At 67.2% G+C, this 19,246-nt stretch carries 23 protein-coding genes; 6 read left to right on the forward strand and 17 right to left on the reverse strand.

The genetic code is table 11. The annotated features are described in order from the left end of the window. Window positions 1-24: 24 nt before the first annotated feature. The 10 genes from rapZ to EO170_RS06270 all read right to left on the reverse strand — a co-directional run bounded on the left by rapZ (window position 25) and on the right by EO170_RS06270 (window position 7,611). Window positions 25-897, reverse strand: coding sequence for an RNase adapter RapZ (rapZ, locus tag EO170_RS06225; RefSeq protein ID WP_024938736.1), 873 nt, complete (start codon window positions 895-897; stop codon window positions 25-27). Then, a complete protein-coding gene (hprK, locus tag EO170_RS06230; protein ID WP_016904610.1) occupies window positions 894-1,844 on the reverse strand; it encodes an HPr(Ser) kinase/phosphatase in 951 nt (316 codons plus the stop codon). The genes rapZ and hprK overlap by 4 nt, the downstream gene beginning before the upstream one ends. After that, window positions 1,841-2,299, reverse strand: a complete 459-nt coding sequence (locus EO170_RS06235; protein ID WP_104648158.1) for a PTS sugar transporter subunit IIA — start codon at window positions 2,297-2,299, stop codon at window positions 1,841-1,843. The genes hprK and EO170_RS06235 overlap by 4 nt, the downstream gene beginning before the upstream one ends. Window positions 2,300-2,320: 21 nt before the next feature. Then, complete coding sequence (raiA, locus tag EO170_RS06240) at window positions 2,321-2,638, reverse strand: ribosome-associated translation inhibitor RaiA (protein WP_005913379.1); 318 nt, start codon at window positions 2,636-2,638, stop codon at window positions 2,321-2,323. Window positions 2,639-2,726: 88 nt separating this feature from the next. Next, entirely contained in the window at window positions 2,727-4,166 is a 1,440-nt protein-coding gene (locus EO170_RS06245; RefSeq protein WP_126943393.1) for an RNA polymerase factor sigma-54, read from the reverse strand. A gap of 40 nt (window positions 4,167-4,206) precedes the next feature. After that, window positions 4,207-4,926, reverse strand: a complete 720-nt coding sequence (gene lptB, locus EO170_RS06250) for an LPS export ABC transporter ATP-binding protein (protein ID WP_016904606.1) — start codon at window positions 4,924-4,926, stop codon at window positions 4,207-4,209. Continuing rightward, window positions 4,926-5,462: a lipopolysaccharide transport periplasmic protein LptA gene (lptA, locus tag EO170_RS06255; RefSeq protein ID WP_126943396.1), complete on the reverse strand. Its 537-nt coding sequence runs from the start codon at window positions 5,460-5,462 to the stop codon at window positions 4,926-4,928. Before lptA ends, lptB begins: the two co-directional genes overlap by 1 nt. Next, the gene (gene lptC, locus EO170_RS06260; protein ID WP_104583051.1) at window positions 5,440-6,015 is read right to left on the reverse strand and encodes an LPS export ABC transporter periplasmic protein LptC; all 576 of its coding nucleotides are present in this window, start codon (window positions 6,013-6,015) and stop codon (window positions 5,440-5,442) included. The genes lptA and lptC overlap by 23 nt, the downstream gene beginning before the upstream one ends. Further along, the gene (locus EO170_RS06265) at window positions 6,012-6,560 is read right to left on the reverse strand and encodes an HAD hydrolase family protein (RefSeq protein WP_104583052.1); all 549 of its coding nucleotides are present in this window, start codon (window positions 6,558-6,560) and stop codon (window positions 6,012-6,014) included. The genes lptC and EO170_RS06265 overlap by 4 nt, the downstream gene beginning before the upstream one ends. Window positions 6,561-6,609: 49 nt before the next feature. Then, window positions 6,610-7,611 carry a KpsF/GutQ family sugar-phosphate isomerase gene (locus EO170_RS06270; RefSeq protein ID WP_104648157.1) on the reverse strand — a complete coding sequence of 334 codons (1,002 nt, stop codon included), beginning with the start codon at window positions 7,609-7,611 and terminating at the stop codon, window positions 6,610-6,612. A 53-nt stretch (window positions 7,612-7,664) separates the two neighbouring features. Between EO170_RS06270 and EO170_RS06275 the strand changes: the two genes are divergently transcribed. From EO170_RS06275 to EO170_RS06285, 3 genes are all read left to right on the forward strand, one after another. Further along, the gene (locus EO170_RS06275) at window positions 7,665-7,892 is read left to right on the forward strand and encodes a BolA family protein (RefSeq protein WP_104543115.1); all 228 of its coding nucleotides are present in this window, start codon (window positions 7,665-7,667) and stop codon (window positions 7,890-7,892) included. Window positions 7,893-8,010: 118 nt separating this feature from the next. Beyond that, window positions 8,011-9,285 (forward strand): UDP-N-acetylglucosamine 1-carboxyvinyltransferase, encoded by a 1,275-nt coding sequence (gene murA / locus EO170_RS06280; protein ID WP_126943399.1) that lies wholly within the window; start codon window positions 8,011-8,013, stop codon window positions 9,283-9,285. Next, complete coding sequence (locus EO170_RS06285; protein WP_104583055.1) at window positions 9,282-9,605, forward strand: hypothetical protein; 324 nt, start codon at window positions 9,282-9,284, stop codon at window positions 9,603-9,605. Before murA ends, EO170_RS06285 begins: the two co-directional genes overlap by 4 nt. A 210-nt stretch (window positions 9,606-9,815) precedes the next feature. Here EO170_RS06285 and EO170_RS06290 read toward each other — a convergent pair whose 3' ends face one another. From EO170_RS06290 to purM, 5 genes are all read right to left on the reverse strand, one after another. After that, complete coding sequence (locus EO170_RS06290) at window positions 9,816-10,499, reverse strand: DUF3108 domain-containing protein (protein ID WP_115677656.1); 684 nt, start codon at window positions 10,497-10,499, stop codon at window positions 9,816-9,818. 3 nt (window positions 10,500-10,502) lie between these two features. Continuing rightward, complete coding sequence (locus tag EO170_RS06295; protein ID WP_104648155.1) at window positions 10,503-11,330, reverse strand: DUF3108 domain-containing protein; 828 nt, start codon at window positions 11,328-11,330, stop codon at window positions 10,503-10,505. Between the two features lie 65 nt (window positions 11,331-11,395). Further along, entirely contained in the window at window positions 11,396-12,049 is a 654-nt protein-coding gene (gene purN, locus EO170_RS06300; protein ID WP_126943402.1) for a phosphoribosylglycinamide formyltransferase, read from the reverse strand. A 36-nt stretch (window positions 12,050-12,085) separates the two neighbouring features. Continuing rightward, a complete protein-coding gene (locus tag EO170_RS06305) occupies window positions 12,086-12,538 on the reverse strand; it encodes a hypothetical protein (protein WP_126943405.1) in 453 nt (150 codons plus the stop codon). Between the two features lie 14 nt (window positions 12,539-12,552). Further along, on the reverse strand, window positions 12,553-13,686 hold the full coding sequence (purM, locus tag EO170_RS06310; protein ID WP_206513985.1) for a phosphoribosylformylglycinamidine cyclo-ligase: 1,134 nt from the start codon (window positions 13,684-13,686) through the stop codon (window positions 12,553-12,555). Window positions 13,687-13,708: 22 nt separating this feature from the next. Here purM and EO170_RS06315 point away from each other — a divergent pair, with 22 nt between their 5' ends. The 3 genes from EO170_RS06315 to hda are packed head-to-tail and all read left to right on the forward strand — an operon-like array spanning window position 13,709 to window position 16,682. Then, window positions 13,709-14,821 carry a DUF2066 domain-containing protein gene (locus EO170_RS06315; protein ID WP_164739151.1) on the forward strand — a complete coding sequence of 371 codons (1,113 nt, stop codon included), beginning with the start codon at window positions 13,709-13,711 and terminating at the stop codon, window positions 14,819-14,821. Further along, window positions 14,818-15,984 carry an AI-2E family transporter gene (locus tag EO170_RS06320; protein ID WP_104583061.1) on the forward strand — a complete coding sequence of 389 codons (1,167 nt, stop codon included), beginning with the start codon at window positions 14,818-14,820 and terminating at the stop codon, window positions 15,982-15,984. Before EO170_RS06315 ends, EO170_RS06320 begins: the two co-directional genes overlap by 4 nt. Continuing rightward, window positions 15,981-16,682: a DnaA regulatory inactivator Hda gene (gene hda, locus EO170_RS06325; protein WP_104583062.1), complete on the forward strand. Its 702-nt coding sequence runs from the start codon at window positions 15,981-15,983 to the stop codon at window positions 16,680-16,682. The genes EO170_RS06320 and hda overlap by 4 nt, the downstream gene beginning before the upstream one ends. An 805-nt stretch (window positions 16,683-17,487) precedes the next feature. On the opposite strand, the gene murU is transcribed toward hda, so the two are convergent. Together murU and EO170_RS06345 are read right to left on the reverse strand one after the other, a co-directional pair. After that, the gene (gene murU / locus EO170_RS06340) at window positions 17,488-18,198 is read right to left on the reverse strand and encodes an N-acetylmuramate alpha-1-phosphate uridylyltransferase MurU (protein WP_126943420.1); all 711 of its coding nucleotides are present in this window, start codon (window positions 18,196-18,198) and stop codon (window positions 17,488-17,490) included. Further along, complete coding sequence (locus EO170_RS06345) at window positions 18,195-19,214, reverse strand: phosphotransferase (protein ID WP_164740961.1); 1,020 nt, start codon at window positions 19,212-19,214, stop codon at window positions 18,195-18,197. The genes murU and EO170_RS06345 overlap by 4 nt, the downstream gene beginning before the upstream one ends. Window positions 19,215-19,246 lie beyond the last annotated feature (32 nt).

A 19,246-nucleotide genomic window follows, 5' to 3' on the forward strand; every position in this document is an offset into this window, starting at 1 on the left:
TCCCCAATCCCCAATCCCGACCCTTCAATCCTGCTCACGATGAAACGTCGCCACCTCCGGCCAGCCCTGCTCGCGCGCATGCCGCGCCATGCGTTCGGCCAGATACACCGAGCGGTGCTTGCCGCCGGTGCAGCCGAAGGCGATGGTCACGTAGCTGCGGGTGTCGTTGCGCAGCCGTGGCAGCCAGGTGTCGAGCAGGTCCACGATCTGAGCGCTGTAGCGCACCACGTCCGGTTCCTTGTCCAGATACTCGCGTACGCCGGCATCGCGGCCGGTCAGCGGGCGCAGTTCCGGGTCCCAATGCGGATTGGGCAGGACGCGCGCATCGAACACGAAGTCGGCCTCGGCCGGCACGCCGCGTTTGTAGGCGAACGATTCGAACAGCAGCGACAGCCGGTCGCTGCTGCCGAGCGCGAACTCGGTGACCACGCGGCGACGCAGCTGGTGCACGTTGAGCGCGCTGGTGTCGATGATGGCATCGGCCTGCGTGCGCAGCGGTTCGGTCAACTGCCGCTCGCGGGTGATCGCTTCCGGCAAGGCCAGGCCGAGATGGCTCAGCGGGTGGCGGCGGCGGGTATCGGCGTAGCGCTTGATCAGCGCCTCGTCGCCGGCCTCGAAAAACAGCAGCCGCGCCTCGATGCCGTATTCCTGCGCGGCCTGGCGCCATTGCGCCAGCTGGGTCAGGTCGCTGCGGCTGCGTACATCGATGCCCACCGCCAGGCGCTGGTCGCCGAGCGGATTGCCGCGCAGGCGGCTGCGCACGAAATCCGGCAGCAGCTCCACCGGCAGGTTGTCCGAACAGTAGTAGTCCAGATCCTCGAAGGTCTTCAACGCGACCGATTTGCCCGAGCCGGACAGCCCGCTCACGATCATCAACGTGGAGGGCGCGGTACTCATGGCGTGCGTCGCTCCAGCAGGTTGCTGTGGCGGGCGATGAACATCGCCGCCGGGTCGATGCCCTTGGTGCGCAGGATATGCAGGCGCGTGGCCGCTTCGGTCAGCACCGCCAGATTGCGCCCGGGCATCACCGGCAGGGTGATCAGCGGCACGTCCAGATCCAGCACGTGCCGGCTGCCGGAATCGCCGGTCAGGCGTTCGTAGCCGGACGGGGTGGGCTCGGTCATCGGGCGGGTCAGGTGCACGATCAGGCGCAGGTACTTGTTCTTCTTCACCGCGGTGTCGCCGAACATGTCGCGCACGTTCAATACGCCCAGGCCGCGCACTTCCAGCAGGTCCTGCAGCAGTTCCGGGCAGGTGCCGTCGAGCACGTCGGGGGCGATCTGGGTGAACTCGGGCGCGTCGTCGGCCACCAGCCGGTGACCGCGGCTGAGCAGTTCCAGCGCCAGCTCGCTCTTGCCCGAGCCCGCCTCGCCGGTGATCAGCACGCCGATCGAATAGATCTCCATGAACACGCCATGCAGCGTGACCCGCGGCGCCAGCGTGCGCGCCAGGTGGTAGGAGAGGTGATTGAGCAACTCGTGGCCGCGCTTGGGCGAGATCCACAGCGGCGTGTTGGATTCGTCGGCGGCCGCGCGCAGGTCTTCCGGGCAGGACTGGTTCTTGCTGATCGCCAGCGCCAGCGGCTGCACCTGGATGATTTTCTCGATGGTTTCCCAGCGTTGCCGCGCATCCAGCGAGTCCAGCCAGGCCAGCTCTTCGGTGCCCAGGATCTGCACCTTGTTGGGATAGATCACATTGAGATAGCCGGCCAGTGACGGGCGGCGTGCGTTGTTGCTGCCGGCCTCGATCTCGCGGTGCTCGCCTTTCTGGCCCGCCACCCAGCGCAGCGCCAGCTTGTCGCGTTGCTGGTCGAACAGTTCGCGTGCGGTGATGCTGGTATTCATGCGGCGCTGGCCTGTGGTGGCGGTGCGTCGGTGAGCAGCGCCATCAAGGCGTCGGCGTTGGGGGCGGCACGCAACTGCTGACGAAACTCCGCATCGGAAAACCGTTCGGCCAGCTCCGACAGCAGCATCAGGTGCTGGTGGGTGTAGTGCGCAGGCACCGCCATCGCGAAGATCAGGTCCACCGGCTCATCGCTACCAAAGGCCACCGGCGTATCCAGCCGCAGCAGTGCGCCCCGTGGCTCGGTGAGATTGGGGCAGCGCCCATGCGGGATGGCGATGCCGTGGCCGATGGCAGTGCTGCCCAGGGCCTCGCGCTCGCACAGGTTGGCGTAGAGCTCGTCGGCGCCGGCCTGACGGCAGGACAGCAGGTCGGCGGCGGTATGCAGGACGGTGTCGCGATCGGCGGCCGGCGACACCACGGTGCGCACGGCCGCCATCAGATCGGTTAAAGGCATGAGGGCATCAAGCGGGAAGCGTCATGCGGGATTGTCGCGCACCTCGCGGGCATGGTGGTTACATTTCTTTTCCTTGTGCTTGAGCACCAGGCGGTCGAGCTTGTCGACCAGCAGGTCGATGGCCGCGTACATGGTGGAGCCGCTGGCATCTGCGTGCAGGGTACGACCGGGAAGGTTGACGGTGGCGACCACGTGATGGTCTGGCTTGCGAACGGCCAGCTGGGTCCGGACTTCACAGTGCTGGTCGAAATGGCGCTGCAGTCGCTGCAGCTTGCTTGCCACGTACTCCCGCAGCGCGGGGGTCACTTCAAGCTGGTGGCCATACGTCTCGATACGCATCGGATACCTCCATTGGTCGGGTGGGCCAATGAACCGTTCCGGTGATCCGACGAACCCGGCGCAGGCCGGCGTTGCGGTGGGTGCAACGTCAGGCGATACGGACGCGTTCGTGGGAGGCGGAAATGTTCATGGCCTCACGATACTTCGCAACGGTGCGCCGCGCCACTGGTACGCCGGAGGTTTTCAGCAGGTCGGCCAACTTGGCGTCCGACAGCGGCTTGCGTGGGTTTTCCGCCTCGATCAGGCGCCGGATCATGGCCTGGATCGCGGTGCTGGAGGCCTCGCCGCCGCTGTCGGTGTCGATGCCGGAGGCGAAGAACGAGCGCAGCGCGATGGTCCCGCGCGGGGTGCGCACGTACTTGCGGGCGATCGCGCGGGAAATGGTGGATTCGTGCAGGCCGAGCTCGCCGGCGATCTCGCGCAGGGTCAATGGGCGCAAGGCCTGCGCGCCGAATTCCAGGAACCCGGCCTGGTGCTGCAGCAGGCAGCGCACCACCCGCAGCAGGGTCTCGCCGCGCGCTTCCAGGCTCTTGAGCAGCCAGCGCGCCTCCTGCAGCTGGCCGCGCAGATAGCCGGCGTCGGATTCGCCGCAGCTGCGGATCAGGTTCTCGTAGCCGCGGTGGATGGTGACCTTGGGCTGGGCGCGACCGGCCAGCGAGGCCCGCCACACGCCACGCTGGCGCCAGATCACGCAGTCCGGCACCACATAGGTGTCCTGCGACAGGTCGCCGATCTGCTTGCCCGGGCGCGGGTCCAGCGAGCGCACCAGCTGGACCGCCTGGTCGACATCGGCGGTGGAGCGCTTGAGTTCGTGCGCCAGACCGGCCACGCCGCTGCGCGGCAGGCGCTCCAGCGGGCCGGCGACGATCTGCAGCGCCAGCTCGCGCCCCGGGGTGGCCGGGTCGAGCACGGCCAGCTGCAGTGCCAGGCATTCGCCCAGGGTACGCGCACCCACGCCGACCGGGTCGAAGCGCTGGATCTGGTGCAGCACGGTGAGCACGTCGGCCTCGTCCACTGCCGCGCCCAGCGCCAGCGTTTCCAGGATGGCCGACAGCGGTTCGCGCAGGTAGCCGTCTTCGTCCAGCGCATCGATCAGCATCGCGCCGATCTGACGGTCGCGCGGCGACAGCGGCGACAGGTGCAGCTGCCACAGCAGGTGGTCGGCCAGCGTTTCGGCTTCTGCCAAGCGCTCGGCGGCATCGCCGGACTCGTCATCGTCGAAGCTGCCGCCGCTGCCCGAACCTGTCCACTGCAGCTCGTCCTGCGACCAGTCGTCGTCGCGCTCGGCCGGCGTCGGTTCTTCGCGCGGGGTGTCGTCGGTGGAGGCGGCCGACGATGCTTCCACCGGAAGCGCGTTGGCCGCATGCGCGGCTTCGTCGGCCCATTCCAGCAGCGGATTGGTCTCCACCGCTTCGGCGATTTCCAGTTCCAGCTCGGTGGTGGACATCTGCAATAGCTTGATCGCCTGACGCAACTGCGGCGTCATGACCAGCTGCTGTCCTAGCGATGTCTGGAGCCGGGCTTTCATGCGGGCACTGACTGGGAAAATCGATGGCGCGGCGACGCGCTCAAAGGCGGAAAGTTTCCCCCAGATACACGCGACGGACGTCGGGATTGGCTAGCAGCGCATCTGGTGCCCCCTGCGCCAGTACGCCCCCCTCGGCGAGAATATACGCGCGATCGCAGATTCCCAAGGTTTCGCGCACGTTGTGATCGGTGATCAGCACGCCGATGCCGCGTTCCTTGAGGTGGATGATGATGCGCTGGATCTCGCCGACCGAAATCGGATCGACGCCGGCGAAGGGTTCGTCGAGCAGCATCATGCGCGGCTTGGCCGCCAGCGCGCGCGCGATCTCGCACCGCCGCCGCTCGCCGCCGGACAGGCTGGCGCCCAGCTGGTCGGCCACGTGGGTGATCTGCAATTCTTCCAGCAGCGAGACCAGTTCCTTCTCGCGGCCGGCGCCATCCAGCTCTTCGCGCAGTTCCAGCACCAGGCGGATGTTGTCGGCCACGGTGAGCTTGCGGAAGATCGAGGGCTCCTGCGGCAGATAGCCGACGCCAAGCTTGGCGCGGGCATACATCGGCTCGGCGGTGAGGTCGCGGCCGTCCAGCTCGATCCGCCCGGCATCGGCCTCGACCAGGCCCACGATCATGTAGAAGCAGGTGGTCTTGCCGGCGCCGTTGGGGCCGAGCAGGCCGACCACTTCGCCGGCCTCGAGTGTGAGGCCGAATTCCTTGACCACTTCGCGCTGCTTGTACTTCTTGCGCAGACCGGTGGCGACCAGCATTACTTCTTCCCCTGCGGCTTGGCGGCCGGCGTTGCGGTCGCCGGCGCCGCGGTCTTAGGCTGGATGATGGTGCGCACACGGCTGCCGTCGCCGCCGCTCTGCATGTTGCCGGTCTTGGTGTTGTAGACCATGCGCTGGCCGGCGTTGGTGCCCTTGGGCGAGTCGACCTTGTAGTTGCCGGTCAGCACGATGACTTCGTTGGCGACCTGGTACTCGATGTTGTCGGCCTGGCCGTTCATCATCGCGCCGTCGTCCATCTGCTGCTTGAGCGTGGCCTGCTTGCCGGTCAGCACGACGCGGTCGGTCTGACCATTCTTCTGGAAGATGTCGGCGGTGTCGGCGTGGATTTCCAGCGTGCCCTGGGTGATCACCACATTGCCGCTGAAGCGGCACTTGCCGCTGTCGTCGAGCATGTTGCAGTCGTTGGCATTGGAGTCGATCGCCATCGGCTGATTGCGGTCGCTGGTCTTGGCCATCGCAAGGGCAGGCAGCAGCAGCGCGGCAAACGCCAGCTTAGCGGGCAGCATTCGGTTCATAACGGGTCTTGACCTGGGAAAGGAGCTTGTACTGGCGTGATTTGAGATCGGCCTCGAAGCCGACCCCGCTCTGCATGATACCCGGCCGGCTCATGCTCACCGGGGCAGCGGTCTTGGCGAGATTCTGCTGCGGGAACACGTCCAGGCTCTGGGTACGGAACGTGGTCGGCGGGGTCGCGCCGCCGGTGGGGCTGTCGCCCTCGACATCGCCGCGCAGGCGCAACTCGTCGCCCTTGGGGCTGATCCAGCCGGTCTTGGAGCGCAGCGTCCACGGTTGATTGGTGTTGTCGGGCAACAGGAACACCGGGGTGGTGACCTCGGAGGTGCGATCGGCGCGGTTGCGATGCATCTCCGGCGCGCGCAGCGTCATCGATTCCTTACCGGTTTCCTTGTCCAGCGCAATCAGTTCGAAATCGCGCAGCACGTAATCGGCGCGCGAATCGTCCACCGCCGCCGCAACCGGGCGCGCGCGCTGCTGCCAGGCCGACCAGCCGGAGACCACCGCAGCGGCCAACAACACCACGCCCAGGGTGGTGCGCCAGTTCCAGCTCATGCGGAAAACCTTTCGATGATGCCCTCGATCTGGCCTTGCGCGGCCAGCACGACGTCGCAGACCTCGCGCGCGGCACCTTCGCCGCCACGTGCCCGGGTATGCCACTGCACGCGCTCGGCGATCCACGGGTGCGCGTTGGCGGGTGCGACCGGCAGGCCGACCGCCAGCAGGGCCGGCAGGTCGGGCAGGTCGTCGCCCATGAACAGCACCTGGTCCAGCGACAGGCCGTGCTCCTGGCACAAGGCCAGCACGGCCAGGCGCTTGTTCTTGACCCCGATCTGCACGTGCAGGCCCAGATCCTGGCCGCGCTTTTCCGCCGACAGGCTGGCGCGCGCAGTGATCAGCGCGACATGGATGCCGGCATGGTCGAGCTGCTTGAGCCCCTGGCCGTCGAGCACGTTGAAGGACTTGCTCTCGTTGCCGGCATGGTCGTAGTACAGGCGGCCATCGGTCAGGGTGCCGTCGACGTCGAAACAGGCCAGGCGGATACGCGCGGCGCGGTCGGTGATGTCGGCGGGCAGGTGCTGCAAAGGGGAATAGGGCATCGGCACGGATCGGTGAGGACGGGGTTCCAACGGTAGAAAACTGAACCTGTTAAACCACTTTGGCGCGCAACAGGTCGTGAATGTTCAATGCGCCGACCGCGCGCTGCTGCGCATCGACCACGATCAAGCCGTTGATCTTGTAATCCTCCATCAGCCGCGCGGCTTCGGCGGCCAGCTGGTCGGCGCCGATGGTGCGGGGATTGCGCGTCATCACCTGCGCAATGCCGGCGCTGCGCACGTCGATGTCGCTGTCCAGCGCGCGGCGCAGGTCGCCGTCGGTAAACAGGCCGATCAGGCGGTCCTGGCCATCGACCACCGCGGTCATGCCCAGGCGCTTGCGGCTCATTTCCATCAACGCCTCGCTCAGGCTCGCGTCCTCGCGCACGCGCGGCAGGTCATCACCGGCGTGCATCACGTCGGTGATGTGCAGCAGCAGGCGCCGGCCCAGGCTGCCGGCCGGATGCGAGCGCGCGAAGTCGTCGGCGGTGAAGCCGCGTGCGTCCAGCAGCGCCACCGCCAGCGCGTCACCCATCGCCAGCGAGGCGGTGGTGCTGGAAGTGGGCGCCAGATGCAGCGGGCAGGCTTCGGCGGACACGCTCACATCCAGGTGCACGTCGGCGGCCTGGGCCAGCGACGAGCTCGGGCGCCCGGTCATGGCAATGATCGGGTTGCCCTGGCGCTTGAGCACCGGCAACAGCATGCGCACCTCGTCCGATTCGCCCGAATAGGACAGCGCCAGCACGATGTCGGCCTCGGTGATCATGCCCAGGTCGCCGTGCCCGGCCTCGCCCGGATGGACAAAGAACGCCGGCGTGCCGGTGGAGGCCAGGGTGGCGGCGATCTTGCGCGCGATATGCCCGGACTTGCCCATGCCGGTGGCCACCACGCGCCCGCGCGAGGCCAGCACCAGCCGGCAGGCCGCGGCGAAGTCGCTGCCGATCCGCGCGCCCACGCCGGCCAGTGCCTCGCGCTCGATCTCCAGCACGCGCTGGCCGCTGGCGACCAGGCTGGCGTCGCTGACGGTGGCGGAGGGCAGGTGCGAGACGGCCATGCGGGACTCGGGTGAAGAGTAGAATGTGCGCTCATTTTATGAGGAAACGCCCTGTGGACGCCGAAACCATCCGTAAACTCATCGAATCCGGCTTGCCCGAAGCCCGCGTCGAGGTGCACGGCGACGACGGCGTGCACTTCGAGGCGACCGTGATCAGCCCCGCATTCGCCGGCAAGGCGCCATTGGCGCGCCATCGCATGGTCTACGCGACCCTGGGCGAGCTGATGGGCGGAGCGATCCACGCGCTGCAGCTCAAGACGCTGACCCCCGACGAAGGCTGAGCGTCAGTCGATCCTGGCCGATCGGGCTGCGCCCCCGCCCCGACTGCCAAGTGCCGGCCGACTCCTGGCGACCCCTTACATTTCCCCCGACGTCCCTTTTCGGATTCCCCAAGCTCCCATGGCAAAAATCGTAGTGACCGGCGGCCAAGCGCTGCATGGTGAAGTCAATATTTCCGGCGCCAAGAACGCGGTGCTGCCGATCCTGTGCGCGACCCTGCTGGCCGATGCGCCGGTGGAGATCAGCAACGTGCCGCACCTGCACGACGTGATCACCACGGTGAAGCTGCTCAGCGAGCTGGGCGCCGAGGTGACCATCGACGAAGGCACGCTGGCCAAGGGGCGCTCGATCCTGGTCGACCCGCGCTCGGTCACCCACCAGGTCGCGCCCTATGAGCTGGTCAAGACCATGCGCGCCTCGATCCTGGTGCTGGGCCCGCTGCTGGCGCGCTACGGCACCGCCGAAGTGTCGCTGCCCGGCGGCTGCGCGATCGGCTCACGCCCGGTCGACCAGCACATCAAGGGCCTGCAGGCGCTGGGTGCGGAGATCAGCGTGGAAAACGGCTACATCAAGGCCACCAGCAATGGGCGCCTGAAGGGTGGCCGCTACGTGTTCGACATGGTCAGCGTCACCGGCACCGAGAACGTGCTGATGGCGGCCGTGCTGGCCGACGGCACCACCGTGCTGGAAAACGCGGCGATGGAGCCGGAAGTCACCGACCTGGCCGACTGCCTGATCGCGCTCGGTGCGCAGATCGAGGGCGCCGGCACGCCGCGCATCGTGGTGCAGGGCGTCGAGCGCCTGGGCGGCGGGCACCATGCGGTGCTGCCGGATCGTATCGAGACCGGCACCTTCCTGGTCGCCGCGGCGATGACCGGCGGCAGCGTCACCGTGCGGCGTGCCCGTCCGGACACCCTGGACGCGGTGCTGGACAAGCTCACCGAAGCCGGCGCGGCCATCACCACCACCGCCGACAGCATCACGCTGGACATGCACGGCAAGCGCCCGCGCGCGGTCAACCTGACCACCGCGCCGTACCCGGCGTTTCCCACCGACATGCAGGCGCAATTCATGGCGCTCAACTGCGTGGCCGATGGCGTGGGCGTGATCAACGAAACCATCTTCGAAAACCGCTTCATGCACGTCAACGAGCTGCTGCGCCTGGGCGCGGACATCCAGGTCGAAGGCCACACCGCGATCGTGCGCGGTGCCGAGCACCTCAGCGGCGCGCCGGTGATGGCGACCGACCTGCGCGCCTCGGCGTCGTTGATCCTGGCCGGCCTGGTGGCCGACGGCGACACCAGCATCGACCGCATCTACCACCTGGACCGTGGCTACGAAAACATCGAGGAGAAGCTGGGGGCGCTGGGCGCGACCATCCGGCGCAGCGCATGATCCTGCGCGGGCGGTTCACCACCCGGCGCAAGATCCTGCTCGGCGTGATCGTGCTGATCCTGGCGTGGCTGGCCTACGCCTGGTCGGTCGGCATGGCGATCACCCAGGGCGTCGAGTTCAAGGACATGGACTGGAACAATGACGGTACTGCCAGCCGCGACGAGATCGCGCAGTCGTTCTATGCGGTGGCGGTGAAGAAGACCGTCGAAGGCAAGCGCCATTGCGACCTGTTCTACTGGCGCAAGAATGACCAGCAGATTCGCGTGGACTGCCGCACGGTGTTCAGCACCGGCGACGACAAGGCTGCGGCAAAGCCCTGAGGGGTGAGCGTGTCTCTGCCTGCTGCGGAGATTCCGCACCGCGCCTGATCGAAATGAAGAGCCCGGCTGGCAGCCGGGCTTTTTATTGCAGTCGGAGGGCAGCTGCCGAGCAGCTCCCACGACCTAGTAGGAGCGTGCCTGCGCGCGACGGCGCACGACCGATAACGCCCCGTCGCGCGCGGGCACGCTCCTACCAGGCGCGCCTGGCGCTCAGCGCAACGCCTTGATGGTCAGGTCCAGCGCGTCCTGGCCCTTTTCCTTCTGCAGCAGGCGCGCCGGCACCGGTAGGTCCTTGACTACCCAGGCAATCAATTCCTTGTCACCGTCCACGCGCGACACCTTGGTCGCCTGCTCCTGCTTGCCGTTGACGGTGATGGTTTCCTTGCCGACCACCTTGTAGCTCATCGGCTTGATGCGGCCTTCGTCGACCATGCGGTAGTTCAGCGGCTTGCCAGCGGCCAGGTCGCGGGTGATCGCCAGGTTGATCAGCAGGGCATCCATGTCGCCGGGCTGCAACTTCACCGGGCCCCGGCGGTCCGGCTTGATGTCGCCACCCCAGGTGGCCTGGCTGGTCTTCCAGTCGTAGTTGGCCGTGACGTTGCGGCGCTTGACCATCATCGACGAGGTGTCGTTGCTGCTGACCGGGCGCAGCTGGCCGTTGCTCTCTTCGAACACCGTGCTCTGGGTCAGGTTGGCCAGCTGGTTCTGGATGGTGAGCGTGTAGCGCCACTGGTTGGCGCCGGCGGCGGCCAGGGTCATGGTGCCGTTGGCCTGCATGCCCATGTAGTTGGCCGAATAATCGGCCTGGAACGGCTGCATGGCGAACGCGGGCAGGCTGGCTACGGCCAGTGCGGCAGCGGCGATCAGCGAACAGGTGCGGGAAACGGTGTGCATGGGTCAGGCTCCTTGATATTCGACCAGGCGTAGATCGACCTGATCCTCACCTTTGTCACGTTGCAGGATGCGCACCGGCGTGGGAACCCCGTTGGCGATCCAGAGGATGGTTTCGTTGTCGCCGCTGTTGACGCGGTACACGCGCAACGCGTCGTAGCTCAGGTCGCCGACCTGCACCACCTCGGTGGCATCGGCGACCTTGTAGTCGTATTTGCGCACCCGGCCGACATCCACGTAGCGATAGCTCAGGCTGCGTCCGGGTTGCGCGTCGCGCATCAGCGACAGGTTCAGCGACAGCGCGCTCTGGTCGCCGCGCTGCAGCGGAATCGGCTGCTGGCGCTCCTTCTTCAGATCGCCGTCCCACTGCGCGCTGGCGGTCTGCCAGTTGTACACGCCGGTGACCTTCTTGCCGAAGAACATCGCCTTGCGCACGGTGCTCTGGCTCAATGGCACATAGGTGTCGCCATCGACGCGAAACACCGTGCTCTGTTCCAGGTTCAGACCGAGAATGCTGGCAAAGCCCTTGCGACCGCGTACCGACATGTCGATGCGCCACTGGCTGCCTTCGCCGTTGCTGACCTGCATGGTGGCATCGCCAGCTTCCTTGCCGCGGTAGAACGCCTGGTACGTGGCCACGAAGGGCTGCAGTGGCGGCGGCGTCCAGCTGCTGGCAGGCAGGGCGGCTGCAGATGCAGGCGCCGTCGGCGGCGCCGCGACCGGAGCGGCGGCAGCTGGCGCAGGCACGGCAGCGGCCTGTTGCGCACGGCCGGCACCGGCCGGAACAAGCAGGACGGCGGTCAACAGCGCGGTGGCGATCGGGAGGGGTTTCATGCGCTGAGAGCGAGGCACGGGGCCGCCAGGATGTCCGAGACAGGATGAGGAGGGCGTATCCGCATTCAGCCGAGTGCGGTGTCAGCGGACTCTAGTCGCAATGGCGTAAACAGGCACTGACCGTCGATGTGGACGCCATCGCCACGTACGTCCACGCGCCCGCTGGCAAGCAGGTCCAGCGTGGCCAGCAGCAGCGGGTGTTCGCGCGCCAGCACGCGCGCGGCCAGCTGTTCGGCGCTGTCGTCGGGCAGTACCGGCACGCGCGCCTGCGCGATCACCGTGCCGGCATCCAGTTCCGGCACCACCAGATGCACGCTGGCGCCATGTTCGGCGTCGCCGGCTTCCAGTGCGCGGGCGTGGGTGTGCAGGCCGCGGTACTTGGGCAGCAGCGAGGGGTGGATATTGAGCATGCGCCCGGCAAAGCGACGCACCAGCGGCTCACCGAGGATGCGCATGTAGCCGGCGCAGATCACCCAGTCCGGCCGCGCGGCGGCGATCGCATCGCCCAGCGTGGCGTCGAAGGCGGCACGGTCGGCGAAGTCGCGCGGGCTGGCGCTCCAGCGCAGTGCCTCATCGACCTTGTGCAGGGCCGGCGCCTGTGGGCGATCGGAAAACACGCCCACGACCTCGGCCGGCAGCCGGCCGCTGGCGATGGCATCGAGGATGGCCTGCAGGTTGCTGCCGCGGCCGGAGGCCAGCACGGCCAGGCGCAGGCTCATGCGGTGGGATTCACTGATGTCATGGGGCAGTGCGCGTCACGCTGCAGTGGCGGTGGGAGCGAACAAGGCCTTGACCTGCGGGCGCAGCAGCACCACCAGCGTAAACACGCCGACGACGGTGCCGAACGGCATGAAGGAGCAGGAAATGCCGGCCACGATCAGGCACAGCAGGTGCCGTCTGCGCTGGGCAATGCAGCGGCCGGCATAGGCCATGAACGCTGCCAGCGTCAGGCCGCAGACAATGAACACACCTGCGAACACCACGAAGAACCAGCCGAACAACCGCGGATCCATCGGTGGTGCATCCGTGCTGGCCTGTGTCATGGGCAGGTGCCCGGTGACGATCGCAATGCCCATGAACAGGTGGATCAACGGGAAAAGCGAAAACAGCGCGGTGATGGCGGCCAGCACATAGTGAAAGAGCGACAGCAGTTTCATGTGCTGGAGATCGTCAGCGCTGGCCGGTGCCGGCAGTGGGGCAGCGTCCATGCAGGTCTCCTCGGTCAACCGATCCGCACGCGCTCATCGCCCTGCGCCGGCACCACCTGGCCGATGCGCCAGTGCGCCAGCGACTGTGCCTCCAGTGCCTGTTCCAGCGCGGCGGCCTGCTCGGGTGCGGCGACCAGCACGAAGCCGATGCCGCAGTTGAAGGTGCGCCACATTTCCGCATCGGCCACCGCGCCTTCGCGCTGCAGCCAGGCGAACACCGGCGGCAGCGTCCAGGCGGTGGCGTCGATGTCCAGGCCCAGGCCGTCGGGGATCACCCGGATGATGTTTTCGGTCAGCCCGCCGCCGGTGATGTGGGCCATGGCGTGGATGCTGTCGCCATGCGAATTGAGCAGCGCCAGGATCGGCTTGACGTACAGCGCGGTCGGCGCCATCAGCGCGTCGATCAGCTTGACGCCGTCGTCCAGCACCAGCTCGGCCGGGGCGCCGGCACGCTCGTAGATCCTGCGGATCAGCGAGTAGCCATTGGAATGCGGGCCGGACGAGGCGATGCCGATCAGCACGTCGCCGGCGCGCACCTGTGCGCCGTCCAGCAGCTGCGATTTTTCCACCGCCCCGACGGTGAAGCCGGCCAGGTCGTACTCGCCCGGCGGATACATGTCGGGCATTTCGGCGGTTTCGCCGCCGATCAGGGCGCAGCCGGACAGCTCGCAGCCGCGCGCGATGCCGCCGACCACGGCCGCGGCGGTGTCCACGTCCAGCTTGCCGGTGGCGAAATAATCCAGGAAGAACAAGGGTTCGGCGCCCTGCACCAGCACGTCGTTGACGCACATGCCGACCAGGTCGATGCCGATGGTGTCGTGCCGGCCCAGCTGCTGGGCCAGCTTGAGCTTGGTGCCGACGCCGTCGGTGCCGGACACCAGCACCGGCTCCCGGTACTTGCCGGACAGGTCGAACAAGGCGCCAAACCCGCCCAGGCCACCCATCACCTCCGGCCGGAAGCTGCGCTTGACCAGCGGCTTGATGCGTTCGACCAACGCATTGCCGGCGTCGATGTCGACACCTGCCTCACGGTAGGTCATGGGCGAGGGATTGGAAGGCGTTGGGCTGGTCACGGGCGGGGAGGGCTCGGCTGTAAAGGCGGCGATTTTAGCAGCCACGTTGGCGCTGGCGTCCCATTCGGGCAACAATTCACCCGTATACGCTTACGTCATGGAACCGTCGATGCGCCGCAGTCTCGCTTTCTTTCTCGCCCTCGTGGTCGCCATGCCCCTCGCGCCAGCCTTTGCGCAGGCCGATCTACGCACCGAAGGCGACGTCGCCAAGGCGCAAAGCGCCTATGAGGCCGAAGTGCCGGTCAACAGCCAGAGCGAGTCCGATCGCCCCGGCGCGCTGGCGCGCGCGCTCGGCGCGGTGCTGGGCAAGGTCTCCGGCGACCGCGGGGTGATGAGCCGCCCAGGCGTCTCGCAGGCACTGCGCGGTGCGCCGGGCTATGTCGAAAATTACGACTACCGTCAGGACCAGGGCACCTCGCGTACCGGTGCGCCGACCTTCCGCACCGTGCTGGTGGCGCGCTTCCGGCAGTCCGATGTGGATGGCCTGATCGCCGCACTGGGGCTGCCGGTGTGGCCGCTGCCGCGACCCAAGCCGGTGCTGTGGCTGGCCATCGACGACGGCAGCGGCCCGCGCCTGGTCGGCGTGGCGCAGGCCAATGCCGCGCGCAGCGTGCTGGACCGGGCGATCGAGCGCGGCTACCGGCTCGGCCTGCCCGGCGGTGCCGCCGCCGAGCAGGTGCTGGCCGGCGCGATCTGGCGCAAGGACACCGCCGCGGTGGCGCGCGCATCGGCCAAGTACAGCCCACCGATGCAGTTGATCGGCAAGCTCTACCGCAATGACGCCGGCTGGACCGCCGACTGGGTCTTCGTCGACAACGGCAACGTGTTGTCCAGCTGGACCAGCAGCGACGGCGATGCGCGTCGCGCGATGGCCGCCGGTGCCGATGGCGCGGCCGACGCCCTGGTCAAGCGCTACGCCAAGCGCGTGGATTCGGGTGTGCCCGGTGTCTACCGCGCGGTGATCACCGGGATCGGCAGCGCCGACGACTATCTGCGCGTCTCCGCCGCGCTGCAGGGCGTGTCGGTGGTGCGCAGCATCCGCCCGGTCAGCGCCAACGGCGACCGCATGGAAGTGGATCTGGAATTGCTCACGGGCATTTCCGGCCTCAACCGTATGCTCGGCGACAACAGCCCGTTGGTACCCGTTTCGGTGCCGACCGAGGGCCCGATCATTCTCGAAAACGAGCACGCCGAGTACCGCCTGAAATGACCTTGACTCCCGAAGCCGAAATCGCCCTGTTTCTGCGTCGCCTGAAATGGGTGGCGGTGACTGTCGGCGTGTTGTGGGTGGTCTCGCTGCTGTCGCCGATCCTGACGCCGTTCGTGCTGGCGTTGCTGCTGGCCTGGCTGGGCGATCCGCTGGTGGATCGCATCGAACGCGCCGGCCGCTCGCGCAACATCGCGGTGGTGTTGGTGTTCGTGCTGGCCCTGCTGCTGTTCGTGCTGGCGCTGATGATTCTGGTGCCGATGATCGAGCGCCAGATCATGACCCTGATCGACGCGCTGCCGCAGATGCGGACCTGGGCGATCAGTACCGCCATTCCGTGGCTGGAAGCCAAGACCGGCGTGGAACTGATGGGCTGGCTGGACCCGGAGCGCCTGATCGACTGGATCCGCAGTCACTGGGAACAGGCCGGCGGCGCCGCCAAGACCTTCTTCGGCTACGTGCAGCGTTCGGGCTTTGCGATGGTGACCTGGGTGATCAACCTGGCGTTGCTGCCGATCCTGGCGTTCTACTTCCTGCGCGACTGGGATCGCCTGGTCGAGCGGGTGGCCGCGGTCATTCCACGTGCCTACATCGGTACCGTGAGCCGGCTCGCACTGGAATCCAATGACGTGCTGGGCGGCTTCATCCGCGGCCAGTTCCTGGTGATGCTGGCGCTGGGGGCGATCTACGCCGCCGGGCTGTCCATCATCGGGCTCAATCTGGGTCTGTTGATCGGCATCATCGCCGGCTTCATCAGCTTCATTCCGTATCTGGGCGCCACCACCGGCATCGTGCTCGCGCTGCTGGCGGCCGTGGTGCAGGCGCAGGGCTTCGACCTGAAGTTGCTGATCGGCGTCGGCGTGGTGTTCACCGTCGGCCAGTTGCTGGAAAGCTATGTGCTGACGCCGCGCATCGTCGGCGACAAGATCGGCCTGCATCCGGTCGCGGTGATCTTTGCTGTGATGGCGGGCGGCCAGTTGTTCGGCTTTCTCGGCATGCTGCTGGCGCTGCCGGTGGCGGCGGTGGCCAATGTGCTGCTGCGCTATGCGCATGAGCAATACACGCGCAGCGATCTGTATGCGGGCGAGCGCGCCGGCATCGTGCTGCAGTCCACGCCCGAGCGCAGCGTGATCATCGACCCAAGCAAGGACACGGATCGCTCGTGAGTGTTCCGCAGTTGCCACTGGCGTTGCGCGCGCCGCCCGATCAGCGATTCGATAGTTACATCGCCGCGCCTGATGGCCTGCTGTCGCAGCTGCAGGCATTGGCGGCCGGGCAGGTGAACGACTGGCTGTATCTGTCCGGCCCCGCCGGCACTGGCAAGACGCATCTGGCGTTGTCGTTGTGCGCGGCCGCCGAACAGGCCGGGCGTGCCCCGGCGTACCTGCCCCTGCACGCGGCCACTGGCCGGTTGCGCGATGCGCTCGAGGCGCTGGAAGGGCGTAGCCTGGTCGCACTGGACGGTGTGGAAAGCATTGCCGGGCAGCGCGACGACGAAGTGGCGCTGTTCGATTTCCACAACCGCGCGCGCGCTGCCGGCACCACCTTGCTGTACACCGCGCGGCAGATGCCCGATGGCCTGGCATTGGTATTGCCGGACCTGCGCTCGCGGCTGTCGCAGTGCATCCGCATCAGCCTGCCGGTGCTCGACGATGCCGGGCGCGCGGCCGTGTTGCGCGATCGTGCGCAACGGCGCGGGCTGGCGCTGGACGAAGCAGCAATCGATTGGCTGCTGACCCATAGCGAACGCGAACTGGCCGGACTGGTGGCGTTGCTGGACCGGCTGGATCGCGAATCGCTGGCTGCCAAGCGCCGCATCACCGTGCCGTTCCTGCGGCGGGTGCTGGAGGATCGCGGCTCTTAGAGCGGCCTACAGAATTACGTTGCTCACTGCTACTCAGGTGCAGGCTGCTTTGCGTTTCCTATCAGCACATCCATCCGCAGTGTCCAGGCACTTAAAGCACGAGGCCCAGAGTTTGCAGAGCGGATGGTCTGTAGCTTTGCTGCAGGGCCCTTGCCCGCCCACCATCGCGGGACACGCCGCAAGTACGTCCGTGTAGGCTCCGGCGCGGCATCCATGCCGCTCAGGGTCCCGCGACGGTGAGCGGGCAAGGACCCGTCGAGAGGGTCGATGTGCAGGGCTTCCAGTAAAACAATCAGCGCACTGTCTGGTGCGGTGAGGGCGCCGTGCCTTCGGCGCTGCGAGTTTGCTGCGCGGTCCTTGTCCGCCCACCATCGCGGGACACGCCGCAAGTACGCCCATGTAGGCTCCGGCGCGGTGTCCATGCCGCTCAGGGTCCCGCAACGATGAGCGGGCAAGGACCCGTCGATAGGGGCGATGTGCAGGGCTTCCAGTAAACAATCAGCGCACTGTCTGGTGCGGTGAGGGCGCCGCGCCCTCGGCGCTGCGAGTTTGCTGCGCCGCCCTTGCCCGCCCACCGTCGCAGGACACGCCGCAAGTACGTCCATGTAGGCTCCGGCGCGGCATCCATGCCGCTCAGGGTCCCGCGACGGTAGGCGGGCAAGGACCCGTCGAGAGGGTGGGTGCGCATGGATAACAGCAGGAGCGGCGCGCATCGGGTTGGATGCAAGGCCCGTCAGGATGGTTGGTGTGCGTAGTTCGAGCAACGCACGATGCGCGGCTGGCCGGTTGCAGCGCTTGGTTGCTGTCAGCCGCCGTCGCGCAGCAACTGGGCATCCAGCTCTGCCAATCGCTGCGGCGTGCCGACATCGGTCCAGCGTCCGGCATGGTGGATGCCATCGATCAGCCCTGCCGCCATCTGCGCGCGCAGGATTGGCGCCAGCGCAAACCGTGGTGCCGCGCCGCTGGGCTCCGGCAGCTGGCCGATGACCGACTGCCAGTCGCGCAGCAGCGCCGGTCGATACATGCCGATGCCGGAATAGGTGAGCGTTGCCGGCAGGTCCGCGCGCACCTTGCCATCGGCATCCAACGCAAAGTCTGCGCGCGCTGCATAGGCGGGGCGATCGACCAGCACCAACTGCGCCAGGCCCGCCGGCGCGGCCGACAGCCGCGCGAAATCGAAATCGGTCCAGATATCGCCGTTGACCAGCAGGAACGGCGCATCGCCCAGCAACGGCAATGCATGCAGCATGCCGCCGCCGGTTTCCAGCGGGGTGGCGCCCTCGAAGGAATACGTCAGCCGCAGCCCGAACGCGCCGCCATCGCCCAGTATCTGCGGAAATTGGTCGGCCAGCCACGAGGTATTGATCACCACCTCGTCCACGCCCAGTGCGGCCAGCTTGCGTAGATGCCAGACGATCAGCGGTGTGCCGCCGACCGACAGCAGCGGCTTGGGCGTGTGTTCGGTTAACGGACGCATGCGCTCGCCAAAGCCGGCCGCAAAGATCAGCGCCTTCATGCGCCGGCCTGTGCGGAGCGTGCCACCAGGGCAGGTTTGACCAGCTTTTCCAGCAGGCCGACCAGCGGCGCAAGGTCGGGATGACGCGGCAACACCTCGTCCAGATAGGTGATGAAACGTGGCACGTTATCCAGATACCAATGCTTGCCGTCGCGATGGCTCAGGCGCGAGAAGATGCCGAGATTCTTCAGGTGCCGCTGCACGCCCAACCAGTCCGCATCGCGCAGGAATTGCGCCAGCGGCGGCACCGGCAATCCGGCGGCTGCCGCACGTGCGTGGTAGCGCTCCAGCCAGCCATCCACGCGCGCCAGCGGCCAGCTCACCGAGGTGTCCTTGAACAGGCTGATCGGGTCGTAGGCGATCGGGCCGATCACGCAATCCTGGAAATCCAGCACCGCCGGCCCGTCGCCGATCGGCATCAGATTGCGCGGCATGAAATCGCGATGGGTGAACACGCGCGGCTGCGCCAGTGCGTTGTCCATCAAGCGGCGCTGCACCAACTGCAGCTGCTCGGCATGGCCGCAGTCCAGCTGCAAGCCGAGGTGGCGGCCAAGAAACCATTCTTCGAACAGGCCGGCATCGCGTTGCAGCAGCGCCTCGCCGAACTCGCCACTGTCGGCAGGTGGCGGAATGCGCTGCAGCAGCAATAACTGAGTGATCGCAGCATCCAGCAACGCGTCGGCATTGGCGTCGGTCAGCACCTGCGCCAGGGTCGGCACGCCCAGGTCTTCCAGCAGCAGGAAGCCGGTTTCAAGATCCTGCGCAAGCACCTGCGGCACCCGCACGCCGTGCGCGCCGAGCAGGGCGTGCATGCGCAACCAGGGCGCCACATTTTCCAGTGCAGGTGGCGCATCCATCAGGATGTGGTCCACGCCGCGTCCCTGGGTACGCCAGTAGCTGCGGAATCCCGCATCGACCGAGGCACGTTGCAGCGTGACCTCAGGGGCGTTCAACGCATGCTGCGCCCATTGCAGGCGGAGCGCAGCGCGCGCGGTATCTGGAGTCAACGATGACATCATGGGTGAATGCTGTGTAGTGAAGTGAGGCG

The organism is Xanthomonas sp. BRIP62409, assembly GCF_003992965.1.
Classification (GTDB): Bacteria; Pseudomonadota; Gammaproteobacteria; order Xanthomonadales; family Xanthomonadaceae; genus Xanthomonas; species Xanthomonas euroxanthea.

Bases quoted from the DNA above. Each gene is read 5' to 3' on its own strand.
- EO170_RS06320 (WP_104583061.1), top strand. From the start codon at position 14,818: ATGACCTTGACTCCCGAAGCCGAAATCGCCCTGTTTCTGCGTCGCCTG.
- murA (WP_126943399.1), top strand. From the start codon at position 8,011: ATGGCAAAAATCGTAGTGACCGGCGGCCAAGCGCTGCATGGTGAAGTC.
- raiA (WP_005913379.1), bottom strand. From the start codon at position 2,638: ATGCGTATCGAGACGTATGGCCACCAGCTTGAAGTGACCCCCGCGCTG.
- lptC (WP_104583051.1), bottom strand. From the start codon at position 6,015: ATGAGCTGGAACTGGCGCACCACCCTGGGCGTGGTGTTGTTGGCCGCT.
- lptB (WP_016904606.1), bottom strand. From the start codon at position 4,926: ATGCTGGTCGCCACCGGTCTGCGCAAGAAGTACAAGCAGCGCGAAGTG.
- EO170_RS06295 (WP_104648155.1), bottom strand. From the start codon at position 11,330: ATGAAACCCCTCCCGATCGCCACCGCGCTGTTGACCGCCGTCCTGCTT.
- purN (WP_126943402.1), bottom strand. From the start codon at position 12,049: ATGAGCCTGCGCCTGGCCGTGCTGGCCTCCGGCCGCGGCAGCAACCTG.
- EO170_RS06235 (WP_104648158.1), bottom strand. From the start codon at position 2,299: ATGCCTTTAACCGATCTGATGGCGGCCGTGCGCACCGTGGTGTCGCCG.
- rapZ (WP_024938736.1), bottom strand. From the start codon at position 897: ATGAGTACCGCGCCCTCCACGTTGATGATCGTGAGCGGGCTGTCCGGC.
- EO170_RS06285 (WP_104583055.1), top strand. From the start codon at position 9,282: ATGATCCTGCGCGGGCGGTTCACCACCCGGCGCAAGATCCTGCTCGGC.
- lptA (WP_126943396.1), bottom strand. From the start codon at position 5,462: ATGAACCGAATGCTGCCCGCTAAGCTGGCGTTTGCCGCGCTGCTGCTG.
- EO170_RS06290 (WP_115677656.1), bottom strand. From the start codon at position 10,499: ATGCACACCGTTTCCCGCACCTGTTCGCTGATCGCCGCTGCCGCACTG.
- EO170_RS06345 (WP_164740961.1), bottom strand. From the start codon at position 19,214: ATGTCATCGTTGACTCCAGATACCGCGCGCGCTGCGCTCCGCCTGCAA.
- murU (WP_126943420.1), bottom strand. From the start codon at position 18,198: ATGAAGGCGCTGATCTTTGCGGCCGGCTTTGGCGAGCGCATGCGTCCG.
- EO170_RS06265 (WP_104583052.1), bottom strand. From the start codon at position 6,560: ATGCCCTATTCCCCTTTGCAGCACCTGCCCGCCGACATCACCGACCGC.
- EO170_RS06305 (WP_126943405.1), bottom strand. From the start codon at position 12,538: ATGGACGCTGCCCCACTGCCGGCACCGGCCAGCGCTGACGATCTCCAG.
- EO170_RS06245 (WP_126943393.1), bottom strand. From the start codon at position 4,166: ATGAAAGCCCGGCTCCAGACATCGCTAGGACAGCAGCTGGTCATGACG.
- EO170_RS06270 (WP_104648157.1), bottom strand. From the start codon at position 7,611: ATGGCCGTCTCGCACCTGCCCTCCGCCACCGTCAGCGACGCCAGCCTG.
- hprK (WP_016904610.1), bottom strand. From the start codon at position 1,844: ATGAATACCAGCATCACCGCACGCGAACTGTTCGACCAGCAACGCGAC.
- EO170_RS06315 (WP_164739151.1), top strand. From the start codon at position 13,709: ATGGAACCGTCGATGCGCCGCAGTCTCGCTTTCTTTCTCGCCCTCGTG.